Genomic DNA, 14,949 nt, shown 5'->3' with positions numbered 1-14,949 from the left:
TGACTTCGGAGAGAACCAAGACCCCGGCGGACAACAAATCCAACGCCCTTGACAATACCGCGATCAGAGAACCGCTTAAGAAAAACATCACTGCTTAAACATCATTTTTTAGAATATATCACATGCTTATACATTATTTTTATTTATGTTTTGATTTCGGCATATCTGTCTCAGCCAAACCAGTTCGGTTTGTAGCAATAAAAATGGAGACAGATCATGAAAGTCATCGTTGTGGGAGCCACCGGAACACTTGGCAGCGCAATAACATCAGACCTGAAGAACGACCACGAGGTCGTGGAAGTTGGCTTCTCGGAAGGTGATGTCCAAGTCGATATCACCGATTTCGGGTCGATTAAGGCCATGTATCAGAAAGTTGGCGCTTTCGATGCGCTGGTGTCGGCGACAGGGGCCGTGCATTTTGGCCCTCTGGCAGACATCACACAAGAACAGTGGCAGCTTGGCCTGAACAACAAGCTGATGGGACAGGTCAATCTGGTGATGGAAGGAGCCAAGCACATCAACGATGGTGGGTCCTTTACCCTGACCGCTGGCATCATCAGCAGGGACCCGATCCGCTATGGGTCCGCTGCCACCACCGTGTGCAGTGCGCTAGAGGGATTTGCAGCATCGGCGGCGTTGGAATTGCCGCGCGGCATTCGCGTCAATGCAGTCAGTCCAACCATTTTGGAAGAATCCGTCGACCTCTTCGGTTCTGCCTTTGCGGGTTCCGAGCCTGTACCTGCAGCGGTCGCTGCCAAGGCGTTTCGCAAAAGTGTTGAGGGTGCCCGGAGCGGCCAAACTTTCACCGTCCAAGGCCGCACCTAAGCCGCGTTCCTTCAATCGGGTCCTTCAGACCGGAGGACCCGAAACATCCTGGCCGACTGGACGCTGGAAAAATAACAACCAATCCGCCGGCCGCCTCCAAGGAGACCACACAACATGCACGTCATTCCAAAACAATACACGCAGTACGTTTTCTACTTCTTCATGGCACTTTTGATGTCTGGCCTGATGTCGTTGGTCGTCACGACGATCAACATCGGCATCGTCCCAATCCTGATCTCGGCGTGGCTGAGCGCCTGGATTGTCGGTTTTTTGGCTGCTTTGCCTGCCATCATGATTGTTACGCCCGCTGTACGAAGCATCGTCGGTCTTTTTATCGTGGATTGCGAGTGAGGCCAAACTAGCCAAATCTATGCCGGCCGCAACAACTCCTTGAAAAGTCCACGAAGCCAAATATTGCCCGGTTCCCGGTCGGAGCGCTTGTGCCAGAACAAGCTTAGCTTAGGACCCGGAACCGGGATTGGAAGCGGGCGCGACAAAAGTGTGCCGGAGTCGATAAGAGGCCTCACGGTGACAGAGGGCAAAACACAGACAAGCGTGCTTTCCCTCAGAACTTTGGCGGCGCTTGCGAAATTATTTATTGTCATTGCCACACGGCGTTGCAGCCCATGTTCGGCAAGCACCATGTCGGTGTAACCGCGAACATCACCGGATAGAGAAACCAAGAGATGATCCGCCGCAACAAAGCGCTCCAGCGTCAGATTACCTGTTGCAAGTTCATGTTCGGGATTCATCACGCAGACATACTCAAGATCAACCAATAATTCGCTTGTTTTCATTGGAGGCATCAGGTCGTTTGCGCCAATGAGAATATCGACGGATGCGCGATTGAGGACCGTTTCCCCGTTTGAGATTGTGTAAGGCACCGTTTGGATGGACACATTCGGCGCGTCTTGTTCGAGGCGATGGCGAAGGTCTGCCCACACCAAATCTACCATCAGGTCCGTCGCCGCGATCCGAAAGGTTCGGCGCGACGTGGAAGGATCGAACCCTTTGGGATTGATGGCTTCGTCAATCTCTTCCAATGGTTCTTTTACCTTCACCCAGAGATTCTGGGCAAACAGGGTGGGCGCGATGTTTCTTCCATCCTTGATGAAAAGATCATCCTTCCAGATCTCGCGCATCCGCCCAACTGCATTCGAGACTGCCGGTTGAGTGATGTTCAATCTTTCGGCCGCCCGAGTGATCGACCCCTCGGTCATAATAGCATCGAAAATGACAAGAAGGTTTAGGTCCTGACTGCGCAACTGAAAGCCCCGATTTTTGAGACTAGGCTATCAGAATTGCTTACTGAGACCACCGGCAAAACACCAATAATCTTGGCATCTAAGCCGAGAGCAACTTGCGCGATGCCGACATTGGCGCAGCCGCAGCGAAAGCTAACTTCGTCCTGCTACCCTGCCATCTGAGAAGCGCGTGGGAATGTCCGGTTTGCGCGGTTCGCAACCTGCCGCACTTGCAAAAGACCAAAGTGTAGTCAGCGGCGGCTTAGGGTTCTCTGCCGCCATTCTCTGCGACGTGCCCCGACCGGAGGTATGAGCCCAAAGCAGACATGTTAGTCCCGCGTAAGGTTTGTTTTGGTGACCCCCAAAGAGGTGATAGTGCCATCCAACTAGTGGATCAGTTTCAATCCAACGGGAGACCGGTACTGTCGAAATAGCGTCTAAATCTTTGCCTTCGGGCCTCTAACTTTACGTTCAGCCGTTACTTGCAAATTCGTCTTCCGCCTCTCCACCCGGGGTTTGATCTACTTCCTCCGGTTCTCCATCAACATCATCGTCCTCCTGGCCGTCGGCATAAACGCTTCCGTCATCCGAAATGCCAAGTGTGGATTTTACCGATTCTTCATCGGGATTGGAGGCACGGACCGCGCCGAGGACGCGGTCTTGCTGTTCTTCCGCGACGATTTTGTCCTCAGAAAAATCGCCTTTGTAATGTCCCAACAAACTGGCCTCCGCGTCATGCACCGCCTCCGCAGCCGCCAACTGATCGTCCGTCGGTTGCGCTATCGTATTTCCGTCCTCATCTGTTGTTACGTCGTGCGCATCTTTCACCGCTTGTGCGGTTTCCAAATCTTCAGGCGCAATCGTACCGGGAGTGGACGCCTCATCGGCAAGAACCTGTTCAGCTTCCTCCAGCGTCATTGGAGCCGTGTCCAAATAATCATACGCCGCAGCAATTTCCTTCACTTCTTCAGGGCTCAAGTCGTAATCTTCACCCATGACATGATTGAAATTTGCGTCGGCTACGGCAAGGCCAGCGGCCAGGCTCACCGGCCCTGTACCTTTCGCATACTGTCCGTTCGCGATATGCGCGAGTTTTGCATTTACACTGGAGTTAATGGCACCATTCAGTTTGCCGAGGTTACGCGGAGCAAGCGTGCCATCATCAAGGAGTTTTTCTTTTCTGCTTGGTGGTCTCGGGGATTGCGCGACACTCGCTTTACTTGTTCGTGTTGTGGTGGTCCGTGCCTTGTTCCCTTTGAATAGACCTTTGACACCGTTTTGCTTCAGGTTACGGCCCAAGGCCTGAAAGTCTTCCTTCACAGCCCGACCCAAACGACTGGCGCTCTTTGACTTACGACTTTTGCTGGCAGACTTCGTATTTGCCCCGTTCAGCGTTTTGTCGGAACCCCATCCCCTTTTGGCACCTTTTTCACCGTTGTTGCCGCCCTTTCCGCCACCGTTGCCACCTCCATTATCCCCTTTTCCGCCGCCGTTACCTCCACCTTTTCCGTTACCATTTTTTGCGTATGCGTAATCGGAAGCGAGAACGGTCACGACTGGCGCGACTACAAATGTAGAGAGTACGATTGCGGAGACGCTCACTTTAAGGAAGTTCAACACGGTAGAAATCCTTTTCGTTTAGAGAAATACTGGTCAGCGGTGGCGAACGAATGCCATCCTTAAAAATGTTGCTCAAACACGGCCAGAATGAGGCAGCTATTCGACTTTCAGGAGTTGTTATCTTTAATGGAATATTAACAACTTGGCCTTTATTTCCAAAAGAATCACTTGGGAAAATAAAACTGTTAACAATAGCAGTAGTTTTCAATTTTCTGTTTCCAGCAGCGATCAAAAAAAACCGTTAAATTGGAAATAATAGGTGCGTTAACACTCGGTTAATGTGAGGTCTGGAAAATAGCAAATAGTTTATTTTTACGAGTTGACTATGGTTAAGCAAAGCAAAAGGGAGCTATTCCCGCCTTTGAACGACGCCGAGGCCGAAACATTTGGCCCGGAAAAGAATAGCTCCCTAAAACCTACGATAAGAAGGGCTATATTTGCTGCCCCAATATTGTTGTATTTTCTTCTAATGGCCTTTTTCCTAAATAGAGCGTCTGCCGAAAGCTATATATCGATCCCGTGGTAGATGAAGGCTTTTGCCCTGAGATAGACAATGAGGGTCCGCGCTATCAGACGAGACAGCGAAAGATAGTTCTGTTCGTCCACTCCACCTGCTGAGCAATCATTCAATTGGTTCCGGGGCTCTGCGCCGCAGCAAACGGCAGAAATGTCCGCAAGGCAGAAATCGGGCTGAAATTACTGAACGTCCGCTGCGAGCCCGACCTGCTCATTCGACATAGCGCAGCGAAGGTCGGCTTTTTCATGGGGTTGGCCACAAATGCGGCTCGAATCGCGGCCATCATCGCGTCCTGAGGCCCTTGTTCTTGCGCCTTGCTGGATGCCATCACCAGCTTGGAGGCAGGCGTGTTTCTATGTTTGTTTGCATAGTCTACCATCTGCGCGTTGCCCTTGGTGCTGACCGCAGCGCTGCAGAGTGCTCTGCCAGATGGGATGAATGGCCGTTTTCAAGAAGGCAGCCCCATTTTTGAAGCCTCTATATTAACCAGACATTAATGAATCGTTTTTTTCCATAAAAGATAATCCCTCCAAATGGCCAGTAGGCCGCCGCATTTTTGACATATTCAAATCACAGAGTTTATAGAGATGCTCTCAGTTAAAAAATAAACCTAATTCCAAAGGCTTAGAGGGATTCTGAGTCAATGCCCTAGTAAATGTTTCCGTAATTGCAATACCTGCAATTGCGAGCTTTCCCCTAATAGAAATGAACTTATGGCAGCTTTCCGCCGCTAAAGGAGGTTATAAATGCCTACGAATTTTGTAAAATCAACAAGCTCTAGCGTTTCTCCTGCATTCGGTGTGTGGAAAGGTGCTCGACGTCTTGCCCGCGACGAGGATGGCGCGCTTACTATATTCGCCCTATTTATGTTTGTGGCTATTGTCGCCTTTGTGGGAATTGGTATCGATTTCATGCGCCACGAGAGCGAACGTGCAAATTTGCAGTACACGCTGGATCGGTCTGTTTTGGCTGCGGCGGATCTTGATCAAAAGGCGGATCCAGGATCTGTCGTTCGTTCGTACCTAGAAAAGGCGGGCCTTCTGGAAAATCTGACCAATATCAATGTAGTCAACGACACTGGTTATCGAGAGGTGTCGGCGACAGCCCAATCTGAGATACAGACCCAATTCATGCACCTCTCTGGTGTTGATACATTGATCGCACCCGCAGCGAGCACTGCCGAGGAAAGCGTCGGTGCTGCCGAAATCTCAATCGTATTGGACGTTTCGACCTCGATCGACTTGTTTCAATTAAAAAATGCAACGAAAAACATCATTACAAAGATAGGAAAGAAAAACGGGCATTGGAGCAACGAAGTTTCGTTTTCCCTGATTCCGTATTCCAGCCAGGTTAACGCTGGCGCAGATTTGCTGAAATACTACAATGTCGACCGTTTTCATGGCCACTCGCATTGCGTCAACTTTATCGACAATGAATTTAGCAAGCCTGATCTTTCTCTGACCAGAGTGCTGGAGCAAACGGCTCATTTCGACCCTTACACCGAGACAAAAGAGCCGATTCAAAATCCCGTTTGCCCAATCCGCCCTGGATCAGCGATCCTGCCATTCCAAAACAATGAAACAGTGCTTCATGACTATGTCGATGGCTTGACCAAGCTAAGCAACCCAGTGGCAGACGAAGATTCTGGCCTGGACAACGGTGCAAATTGGGGCCTTATTTTACTGGATCCGAGCACACGCCCAGTCATCAATGGTCTGGCCACTCCTGTATCCGCAGATGGTGATGGTATCGTCCCGGAAGCATTCAAATACCGCCCAATGGATTACAATAGTAACGTTCTAAAAGTTCTGATCCTGGTGTCCGACGGGGACAATACCGATCAGCACATGCTCAACCCCTCGATGCGTACTACCTTGTCGGATTTGTGGTACAATGAGGAAGCCGATCGTTTCTCAGTCTTCCAATCAAATGGCACCCCTATGTATTGGTGGCCTCATGATAACAGCTGGCAGGATCACCCTTACGGCAACGGGGACTCACGTTGCACAACCAATGGCAGCAAAACTTCATGCGTTAAAGAAGACGAGCCCGGCAAGTCGGTACAGTTGTCCTACGTTGAGCTGCTGAACCTTGTGTCCTTGGAATACATCGAAAACAATATTTTCACCCAGTCGCCAAGTGCCTATGGGCAGTGGGAAAGCAGCGCGTTCAGCAAGAAAAATGCAGTAGCCAAGGATGCGCGCACCAAGCACGTATGCAAGGCAGCCAAAGATGAAGGCGTGATTGTCTTTAGTGTCAGCGTCAATGCCCCTGCGAACGGTCAAAAGGTGCTGCAAGGCTGCGCAAGCTCTGCCAGTCATTACTATGATGCATCGGCGCCTGACCTTACAGATGCCTTTACTTCAATCGCGTCCTCGGTTCGTATGTTGAGGTTGACACAATGATGCGCCGGATGTTCTCCGCTCTAACTGAGCTTCGCCGCAAGGAAGACGGCAATGTGACTGTCGAGTTTGTTATCATATTCCCTGCCGTGTTTTTCCTGGTTCTTTCGGGATTGGAGCTTGGCTTAGTAACACTGAAACATGCGCAACTGGAGCGGGCTGTCGACATGACCGTTCGCGACATTAGGCTAAACACCGGCATTAACCCACAGCATGACGATATTAAGGCGATTATCTGCAACCGAGCCGGTTTTATCAGCAATTGTGAAAACAGCTTGCGTCTAGAAATGATCCGTCAAGATCCATTTGCGTCCATAACAGTACCGACCATCCCTGACTGCACTGACTTGTCCGACGAGGTGCGCCCTGTGCGGACTTTTCAAAACGGCCTTGAGAACGAGTTGATGGTTCTTCGGGCCTGCGCCAAGATCAATCCCAGGTTCCCGACATCCGCTATGGGCAAGGCAATAGTTAACGAAGAAGGTCAATACGCTTTGACCGCTACAACCGTTTTCGTACAGGAGCCTAAATAGTATGAGGATTAACCGACTTTCGATACACTGTTCAAAACGATTCCTCGGCCGGGAAAACGGCTCGATTTCCGTCGAAGCCGTTCTTGTCATCCCAATCCTCTTTTGGGCGATCATGGCGGGTTATACATTTTTTGACGCTTATAGGCAGAATGCCTCGAACACCAAAGCAGCACATACGATCGGTGACCTAGTTTCTCGAGAAACTCGGGAGATCAATAGCGAATACATTGACTCGATGGTGGAAATGTTCAAATTAATGGTGGCAAATGATACGGATTTGAAAATTCGAATTTCGTTAGTTCTTTACGATGCAGCCAACGACAATCATTCGGTGAACTGGTCTGCAATTCGCGGCGAGTATGTTGAAAAGTTAACGGACGACAATATCGGTCTATATAAAGATCTTCTTCCCCCGATGTCGGATCAGAATACGCTTATTCTGGTTGAAACCTCCAACACGCTTGTCCCGATCTTTAGAGTAGGCTTAGACAATATCGAACTGAAAAACTTCATTTTCACCCGACCGCGCTTCGCAAACAATATTAAAGCGAACGTCTAAGTGCCTGAGCTCGGCAACGAAGGGTCCCCGTAGGTGCCACCAAGGCCCAAGCGTTACTCCCCCAGATCAACAGCGGCGGTTCGATCAAGGCGCAGCGGAATCAACTAAAGAGCCCAAACTGCTGAATGCTGCACTGCACACGATTGTCCGCTGTTATTTGGTCGCCAAAGCGCGTTGCTAGATTTTTCTTCCCATCAAGCTTGCTGATGCTACGAATAAGTTATGACAGATTTTTCGAATGAATTTTTTGGCCAGCCAGAACAGCAGGACCTGCAACGCAGGGCGGACCGTATTTGGACATTGGTCAAGAATGACCCGACTTATTCCTGCCATGGCCGCGCGGTGGGCCTTAGCGCGGAGAACGACATCGATTTGGTGAAGCAAATTGCGATGACTCGACTACAGGGCGTTTGCATGGCCGAAAGAACTCCTGTCGAAGCTGCCGATCGTAGGCGTGAAGGGCTTGAACAGCACGGTCTGAAAACGGATCAGTTCGTTGACTGGCAAGGGAGCGCAGCATCGCTTGAAGCCGCGGCCATGGTTTTGGCGTCGCGCAAGTTACCCGATGATCTCGAACTCGTGCGTGTAGATGCGCAAACACCAGGTGATGACTTGGCCAAATTGGATACGCTCACACAGGCATGCGGAGTCCTGCTTCCGATGGGCGCGTTCATCCGCGGGCTGAGACGCCCGAGCGTGTGTTTGTTGGCACGTGACCGCAAGGGGGAAGTCGTCGCGGCAACAGCAGCCGTTGCGCAGTTTCATCCTGATCACCGGAATGCCGATCAGGCTTGGTGGGGTATGCTAGCGACAGATGAATCGCGGCGGGGCGAGGGGATTGCCCTGATCATGGGCGCAAATTCAATGCTTGCTATGCGTGATCTCCATGGTCTTGGGACTTTTTTCACAGGGATCCGTGAAGGAAACGCGCCTTCTGAAGGTTTGTGCAGAAAATTGGAGATGGCACCAACTAATGACGTGCATCTCATGGCGATAGACCCGGACGTGTTCGCAGCTGGGCGGTTGACCAAATAAGTCGTGTCCTAATTGCGTCTTTGGAGTATGCGACTGCTCCAAACTGTGCGGCACAAGCCGAAATTCCCAGAACTAATTCAAACGGCAGCTTTGTCCGCAACACAGCCATGTGCGAGCGACACTGGCATGGTGTGGTCCCCGAACCTTAGTTCACCTTGGAGGCCGGTCGTGAACACACCGTGGTCACCGCTTTTTTTGATCGTTTGCCAGGGAAAGCAGCAAGAATAAACCGGGCGCAACGGAGACGAGGAAGACCCATCCCGGCCCAGAACGTCCGATTTTGCGCTCTTGCTAACTAAGTGTATTGATCCGTTTTTTTGTGGGATCTTTGTGTTTCGCGCGGCCGCAAGTTGTACAAACCTTAGCTGACCCGAAGCGCAACAGCCCACCAATAGCGCAGACGGTTCGGGTCAGCGGCTCGACACAGAACCTAACCAAATTGTTCCCTTCCTGTTCTTTTATTTATGTGCAACCTTTGAAGGGGTCGCCTTGTGTCAACCAGCGCGCTTCCTCAGCAAACAATACTGCCTTGATGCACATCAGCTTTTGGACGTGCGACCAGACTATTGAGTGAACCAAACGGAGAATAACATGAGCGCTAACGCGGAGAGCGGTCCGAAGGACAATCACGACGTCGTAGATATTGAAGGTGACTATTCGGTCTACCCGCACATGGATGGGATCAAATGCTCGATGCCATGGAAGCTCGGCAGTTATGGCGAACGCGGCGCTCTTTCTGAGGACATGATCGAGAGCTTGGCTGAACGGTTTGACCTGCCAACTAATCTCGTTGGCGAACTCTCTGTGATTCTTGGGAATTGCCTCAACAACGATGAAGACATCGCAATCAACCTGACCGAGGTCCGTCGCTCGCAAGCAATTGAACGAGGTCAAAAGCACCTCAAGCAACTTTTGCGGAAAGCCAAACAGAGTTCCATTAGTCCCCAAGAACTCCGGAACTCATTGGGCTCGCTTTCGACTTATTTCGCGTCGACGCCAGAAGACGCAGACCTTCTTCCCCAAGTGCTCGACAATATTGAGACCGCAACGACACTTACTCAGGACGTGATAGATGACATTCGGCACATCCTTGTGACCCCCGGCGCGGTTGCAGAGATGTCGCCACGCGACAAGCGGTTCTCGCGCGACAAACGCCTTCAGTACAGTCGAGAGCTGCTGCTATATCTGGAAAGATGCCGGTCGCCCTTTGACCTATACGACATACTCAGACGGTCGCCCCGGCGGACAACGGCAAGGTCCGCTCGTCGACTTCATTCAGTCTGTCGTGAGGTTCATCACCGATCCGGGACAAAACCTGAGCGGTGAGACGATCCGAGTGGATATTGACGATTTTCGCGGCAAGCTTGAGCGAGAAGAGAAAGAGCGTTGGGCACCGCCTGAATCGGGCAATCAATACACTTAGAATGAGCAAGCCTGCGTTGTCATGGTCATGGCATGACACGCGTTCCTGCCATACCCCCTTCTGACGACCAAGCGCACCAGCAGGTTGAGACAGCGATTGACCAGTTGGTCCGATTGCTGGCTGCCCAGGCAGTACGGGAACTGGGCCGGAACGCCTCTGCCAAAAAGGAGGCGCATCACGATGCCACGGATCAATGCAATGAAAAAACAAACCCGCCAGCTGCTGACGGTGAAGGACATCGCTGAACTGGACAATTGCTCGGAGAAGACGGTGCGCCGTGCGATTGCAGCAGGCCTGCTCGAGGTTATCTGGGTTGGCCCCGGCGGACGCCTCATCCGCATTGATCCGGCAGCTCATGCCGCCTACCGGCAGGCACATTGCTGGTAGGCACTCGTGACCGTTAATGTCTATTAATATCAATTTGTTAAACACGTTTCGGGAAGAGGGTATCCCCATAAGTTTCTAACTTTCTGTGCTACGCTTTTCCCGAATCGGACCTCCTGTCCACACCAGTCCGCCCGAGACCAGACATGTCCAGAGGAACGCAAACCCGATGACTAAGCAGAGCCCCGTTCCATTGAGATTGGCCTTCGTAAAAGCCGACACACCGATGTTTGCCGACCTTATCGAACAGCTGTACTCCGACACCTCTCTGTCTGACGCGCGCCGCCGCGACTTGATCTCCGGCCTGCGCCGCGTGGCGAAGGCCCTTGCGCTGCCGCCCGAGGACGTTCCCTGCGATAGCCGATGGTTGCAGCCCCGTTTGACCCAGGTCTCACCGGCTGCGCTGGGTCTCACGCCAAAGAGTTGGCAAAACGCGGTCAGCGATGCACGGGCTGCGCTCGCGCATTTCGGGCTGGTGGAACGGCGATACAACCGGATTGAAGATCTGTCTCCCGATTGGCACGCGCTCTGGGTGATTGTATTGGCGTCCGGAGACAAGACATTGCAACCCGCACTCTGCCGCTTCGTGCATTATCTGAACCGGCAAGGCGTCAAACCCGCCACTGTGCGCAAAAAGCATGCTCAAGCCTATCGAGTAGCCCTTGAGCAAAACGAGATCAGCAAATCTCCTGATGTTGCATATCGGGCTGCAGTCAACGGCTGGAACCTGGCGGCCCGACGTATTTCACAATGGCCCAGGGTCACTTTGCCCCTGGAATCTCGTCAGAAGGTCATCGCTTTTTCGGTGACCGCGTTTCCAACGCCATTCCAAACAGCTCTTGCAGAGCTGATGCATCGTCTGTCCAAACCGGACCCGCTGGCAGATGACGGTCAGAACAGAGCACTCCGATCCGCGACCCTGGCCCAATACCAAAGACAGTTGGTTCGGTTTGCCTCCGAACTGGGTCATTCTGGCATCCCAATTTGCCACATTGGCGGATTGGACGTTCTGATCAATCCGGTGACGGCGGAACGAGGTTTGCGCCAGATGTTATCGCGCACCAACAACCTGACCACAAAGATGATCAGCGAGATCGCCGCGCTGCTCCGCAACCTAGCCCGGATACTCAATGCACCCGATGACACCCGGGACGCGCTGTCGGGGCTTGCCGCGCGCCTGGCCGTCAAACCTCAGAATGGCATGACCCAAAAAAACCGAAGCCGGCTGAGGGTGTTGCAGGAGGACCGGCACCAGCAGCGCCTGCTGCTCCTGCCTGAACGGATTTTCGCCCGACCGCGCGGCACGTCCAAACCGTATGGCTGGGCTCTGGCACGCGAAGATGCGCTCGCCATCGCCATCTTGCTGGTCTGCCCAGTTCGCGTGAAGAACCTGGCTGTTTCCCCGGAGAGTTGGTTAACATTCCGTTGACCCCAGCGTTCTGTCGGCACGCATCTCTAAACGGATATTGAAGGAAACGGGGTTGGAGATGAACGCCCACCTGTTTCGCCACTTTGCGGTGATGAACTGGCTCGACGCCAATCCTGGGGGCTATGAGGTTGCCCGCCGGTTGCTCGGACATTCGGAAGTCAGCCACACGATCAACATGTATTCCGGTCTTGAAGCACGTTCGGCAACGCGCGCCTTTGCCGACCTGATCGACGCCAAGAAAGGGCGCCGCAGATGAGCCTGGTTCTGCCTCTCGCCAATTGGCCCGCGTCCGACTGGGATATGTGGGACAAGCTTCAGAAGGCGGCCGGACCACTCGACGATTGCGGCGCCCTCGCTCATCTGCGCGCAACCTCATTGAAGACGCTGGAACTTCGCTATGCCCGATGGCTGCAATGGCTGATTACTAGCGATGCGGATGCGATCACGCTGCCTTCGGCGCGACGCGCGACCCTGCCGCGCCTTTCCGCTTGGCTTCAAGACCTCTCACACACCCGACCGATGACCCGGTTGATGTTCATAGATGGCGTATTGCGTGTCCTCTCTGCGGCTGATCCTGTGCACGATTGGACCGGTCAGCGCAGGCTAAAAACAGGATTGAAGCGTACCGCAGGCAACGGTGATCGGGATCGGAAACTAGGCCGGGTACTGTCCAGCGATGTATTGCTTCGGGCAGGTATCTCACTGGCAACGGAACATGCAGAAGTCGCCCGAACATCGTTACGCAGAATGATCTGCCTGCGGGATGGAACAATGATTGCCATGCTAGCCCTGATGCCCATGCGGCGACGTGCCTTCGCCGGGCTTCAGATTGGCCCATCCCTGCAAGTCACACCGGACGCCATGATTGTTGCGCTCACAGGGGATCTGACCAAATCAGGGCATCCCTGGGAAGCTGATGTTCCGCAGAGCGTTGAGCCGCTCTTACGCCGTTATGTCGACGAAGCCCGTCCCTTTTTTATGGAGCGTGGCCAACAGCAACACGATGTCCTGTGGGTTGGCCGGTCTGGTACTCCTTTGAAGAATGATGCGCTGAGCCCCCGGATCGCTGAGCAGACGCTGAAGCTAACGGGTCGCCGTATCCCGCCGCATTTCTTTCGGGATGCTGCCGCGACAACACTGGCCCGATCTTCTCCGGAACACGCCAAGCTAATTCGACCAATTCTTGCGCATACGAGCTTCGGAACAGCCGAGCGCCACTATTTTCACGCCCAGACCATTGAAGCGGGCCGCGACTATGCGGCCCTGATCAACCAAAAGAGAAAGGCCCGGCGATGACCCTAGTTGCAATCTATGCCCGTTTCTCAAGCCAAATGCAGCGGGACGCATCAATCGAGGATCAGTTGCGGCTGTGTCGAGAACGTGCAGAGCGTGAAGGCTGGACCATTGTCGACGCCTATTCAGATCGTGCGGTCTCCGGTGCCTCGATGTTGCGCCCCGGCCTGCCAGAGCTGATCAATGCAACTCAGGAAGGACGAGTTGACCTAGTTTTGGCGGAGGCGCTGGACCGGTTGAGCCGTGATCAGGCTGATATCGCAGCGATCTTCAAACGCCTGAGCTTCGCAGGAGTCGGCATCGTTACACTGGCCGAAGGCGAGATCAGTGAGTTGCATGTGGGCCTCAAGGGCACCATGAACCAACGGTTCCTCAAAGACCTGGCCGACAAAACCCGGCGGGGACTGCGTGGGCGGGTCGAACTTGGACGCTCCGGTGGCGGCAATAGCTACGGCTATGACGTCGTCCGGCGTCTCGGCCTGGACGGCCTACCCGTCAGGGGAGAACGACGGATCAACGCGGCGGAAGCTGAGGTAATTCGGCGGGTGTTTCGGGAGTTTTCCGACGGGCATTCCCCGAAGGCCATTGCGCGCCGCCTGAATACCGAGGATATTTCCGGTGCCCGAGGCAAACTATGGCGTGACACGGCCATCCGGGGACACCGCACACGCGGAACGGGCCTTCTCAACAATGAGCTTTATATCGGTCGCCTAGTCTGGAACCGGTTGCGCTACATCAAGGACCCGGAGACCGGTAGGCGTGTGTCCCGTCTCAACGATCCCTCCAAATGGATCATCACAGAAGTCCCCGAGATGCGTATTGTCGGTGACAATCTTTGGGAGGCGGTGAAGCAACGGCAAGGCGAGATCGAGGCCGACCCCCGCGTCAAAGCCATCAAGAAGACACGGTTCTGGGAGAAGCGGCGCAAGAAACACTTGCTGACAGGTCTTGCATTCTGTGGCACCTGCGGAGGGCCGCTTGCCACAGTCGGACGCGACTACCTCGCCTGCTCTGCCGCCCGCAAGCTCGGCACATGCTCCCATAAGCAATCCATTCGCCGTAACGTTCTGGAAGACGCGGTTCTGGGTTTGCTGCGTCAGCGCCTGATGCAGCCCGATGCTGTGGCCACATTCGTCAAATCTTTCAGCGAAGCCGCCAACGCGGAAACGGGCGCGTTGGAGGCAGCTCGGGCCCGTTTGCAATCCGAAAGGGACAAAGCTGCGCGCAAACTGAATGGGTTTTATGATGCAATCGCAGAGGGCTTTCGTACACCCGGACTTCAAGCCAAGCTCGAAGAACTCGAAGCGCAGATCGCCGATCTTGATGGTAAGCTCTCCGAACCTGCACCGTCACCAGTGCGACTGCACCCGAACCTGACCGAACTCTATCGCTCCAAGGTCGCCGATTTGACACAGGCACTATCCGACCCGGCAATCCGCACAGGGGCATTGGAGATCATTCGGGGCTTGATCGAACGTGTTACGATCCAACATGAACGGGATGGCGTGCAGATCGAGTTGGAAGGTGCACTGGCAGCGATGATTAGCCTAGCCCAGGATGAACAAAGCCGCCTTGCGGCGGCTTGTTCGGTACTTTGTTCGACCCAAGTGGTTGCGGGAGTAGGATTTGAACCTACGACCTTCAGGTTATGAGCCTGACGAGCTACCGGGCTGCTCCATCCCGCG

The 14,949-nt window shown here is 53.4% G+C and carries 16 protein-coding genes and 1 tRNA gene; 12 read left to right on the top strand and 5 right to left on the bottom strand.

Translation table 11 applies throughout. From position 1 onward, the window contains the following. Nucleotides 1-216: 216 nt before the first annotated feature. Nucleotides 217-825: a short chain dehydrogenase gene (locus AC2FFH_RS22805; RefSeq protein ID WP_496727534.1), complete on the top strand. Its 609-nt coding sequence runs from the start codon at nucleotides 217-219 to the stop codon at nucleotides 823-825. A gap of 114 nt (nucleotides 826-939) precedes the next feature. Then, complete coding sequence (locus AC2FFH_RS22800; protein WP_496770854.1) at nucleotides 940-1,176, top strand: DUF2798 domain-containing protein; 237 nt, start codon at nucleotides 940-942, stop codon at nucleotides 1,174-1,176. Between the two features lie 17 nt (nucleotides 1,177-1,193). Here AC2FFH_RS22800 and AC2FFH_RS22795 read toward each other — a convergent pair whose 3' ends face one another. The 4 genes from AC2FFH_RS22795 to AC2FFH_RS22780 all read right to left on the bottom strand — a co-directional run bounded on the left by AC2FFH_RS22795 (nucleotide 1,194) and on the right by AC2FFH_RS22780 (nucleotide 4,585). Then, complete coding sequence (locus tag AC2FFH_RS22795) at nucleotides 1,194-2,090, bottom strand: LysR family transcriptional regulator (RefSeq protein WP_496727536.1); 897 nt, start codon at nucleotides 2,088-2,090, stop codon at nucleotides 1,194-1,196. Nucleotides 2,091-2,540: 450 nt separating this feature from the next. Next, on the bottom strand, nucleotides 2,541-3,689 hold the full coding sequence (locus AC2FFH_RS22790; protein WP_496770852.1) for a hypothetical protein: 1,149 nt from the start codon (nucleotides 3,687-3,689) through the stop codon (nucleotides 2,541-2,543). Further along, nucleotides 3,673-3,897: a hypothetical protein gene (locus AC2FFH_RS22785; RefSeq protein WP_496770849.1), complete on the bottom strand. Its 225-nt coding sequence runs from the start codon at nucleotides 3,895-3,897 to the stop codon at nucleotides 3,673-3,675. The genes AC2FFH_RS22790 and AC2FFH_RS22785 overlap by 17 nt, the downstream gene beginning before the upstream one ends. A 418-nt stretch (nucleotides 3,898-4,315) precedes the next feature. Further along, a complete protein-coding gene (locus AC2FFH_RS22780; RefSeq protein ID WP_496845388.1) occupies nucleotides 4,316-4,585 on the bottom strand; it encodes a hypothetical protein in 270 nt (89 codons plus the stop codon). A gap of 367 nt (nucleotides 4,586-4,952) precedes the next feature. Between AC2FFH_RS22780 and AC2FFH_RS22775 the strand changes: the two genes are divergently transcribed. From AC2FFH_RS22775 to AC2FFH_RS22730, 10 genes are all read left to right on the top strand, one after another. Continuing rightward, on the top strand, nucleotides 4,953-6,611 hold the full coding sequence (locus AC2FFH_RS22775; RefSeq protein WP_496845387.1) for a TadE/TadG family type IV pilus assembly protein: 1,659 nt from the start codon (nucleotides 4,953-4,955) through the stop codon (nucleotides 6,609-6,611). Further along, the gene (locus AC2FFH_RS22770; protein WP_496781650.1) at nucleotides 6,608-7,141 is read left to right on the top strand and encodes a TadE/TadG family type IV pilus assembly protein; all 534 of its coding nucleotides are present in this window, start codon (nucleotides 6,608-6,610) and stop codon (nucleotides 7,139-7,141) included. The genes AC2FFH_RS22775 and AC2FFH_RS22770 overlap by 4 nt, the downstream gene beginning before the upstream one ends. Nucleotide 7,142: 1 nt before the next feature. Next, the gene (locus AC2FFH_RS22765) at nucleotides 7,143-7,700 is read left to right on the top strand and encodes a TadE/TadG family type IV pilus assembly protein (protein ID WP_496723926.1); all 558 of its coding nucleotides are present in this window, start codon (nucleotides 7,143-7,145) and stop codon (nucleotides 7,698-7,700) included. Between the two features lie 300 nt (nucleotides 7,701-8,000). Further along, nucleotides 8,001-8,735, top strand: a complete 735-nt coding sequence (locus AC2FFH_RS22760; protein WP_496770841.1) for a hypothetical protein — start codon at nucleotides 8,001-8,003, stop codon at nucleotides 8,733-8,735. Nucleotides 8,736-9,326: 591 nt separating this feature from the next. Next, nucleotides 9,327-10,061 carry a hypothetical protein gene (locus tag AC2FFH_RS22755; RefSeq protein WP_496770839.1) on the top strand — a complete coding sequence of 245 codons (735 nt, stop codon included), beginning with the start codon at nucleotides 9,327-9,329 and terminating at the stop codon, nucleotides 10,059-10,061. Between the two features lie 295 nt (nucleotides 10,062-10,356). Next, on the top strand, nucleotides 10,357-10,545 hold the full coding sequence (locus AC2FFH_RS22750; protein WP_496845386.1) for a helix-turn-helix domain-containing protein: 189 nt from the start codon (nucleotides 10,357-10,359) through the stop codon (nucleotides 10,543-10,545). Nucleotides 10,546-10,711: 166 nt separating this feature from the next. Then, nucleotides 10,712-11,971: a hypothetical protein gene (locus tag AC2FFH_RS22745; RefSeq protein WP_496770835.1), complete on the top strand. Its 1,260-nt coding sequence runs from the start codon at nucleotides 10,712-10,714 to the stop codon at nucleotides 11,969-11,971. Between the two features lie 58 nt (nucleotides 11,972-12,029). Further along, a complete protein-coding gene (locus tag AC2FFH_RS22740; protein WP_496845385.1) occupies nucleotides 12,030-12,227 on the top strand; it encodes a hypothetical protein in 198 nt (65 codons plus the stop codon). Continuing rightward, the gene (locus AC2FFH_RS22735; RefSeq protein WP_496845384.1) at nucleotides 12,224-13,267 is read left to right on the top strand and encodes a tyrosine-type recombinase/integrase; all 1,044 of its coding nucleotides are present in this window, start codon (nucleotides 12,224-12,226) and stop codon (nucleotides 13,265-13,267) included. The genes AC2FFH_RS22740 and AC2FFH_RS22735 overlap by 4 nt, the downstream gene beginning before the upstream one ends. Then, nucleotides 13,264-14,916, top strand: coding sequence for a recombinase family protein (locus tag AC2FFH_RS22730; protein WP_496845389.1), 1,653 nt, complete (start codon nucleotides 13,264-13,266; stop codon nucleotides 14,914-14,916). Before AC2FFH_RS22735 ends, AC2FFH_RS22730 begins: the two co-directional genes overlap by 4 nt. Here AC2FFH_RS22730 and AC2FFH_RS22725 read toward each other — a convergent pair. Continuing rightward, nucleotides 14,873-14,949 (bottom strand) — tRNA-Met (locus AC2FFH_RS22725). The two genes, AC2FFH_RS22730 and AC2FFH_RS22725, sit on opposite strands and share 44 nt — an antisense overlap.

The organism is Ruegeria sp. YTSC003 (assembly GCF_059609785.1).
This window is presented reverse-complemented; position numbering and strand designations above follow the sequence as displayed.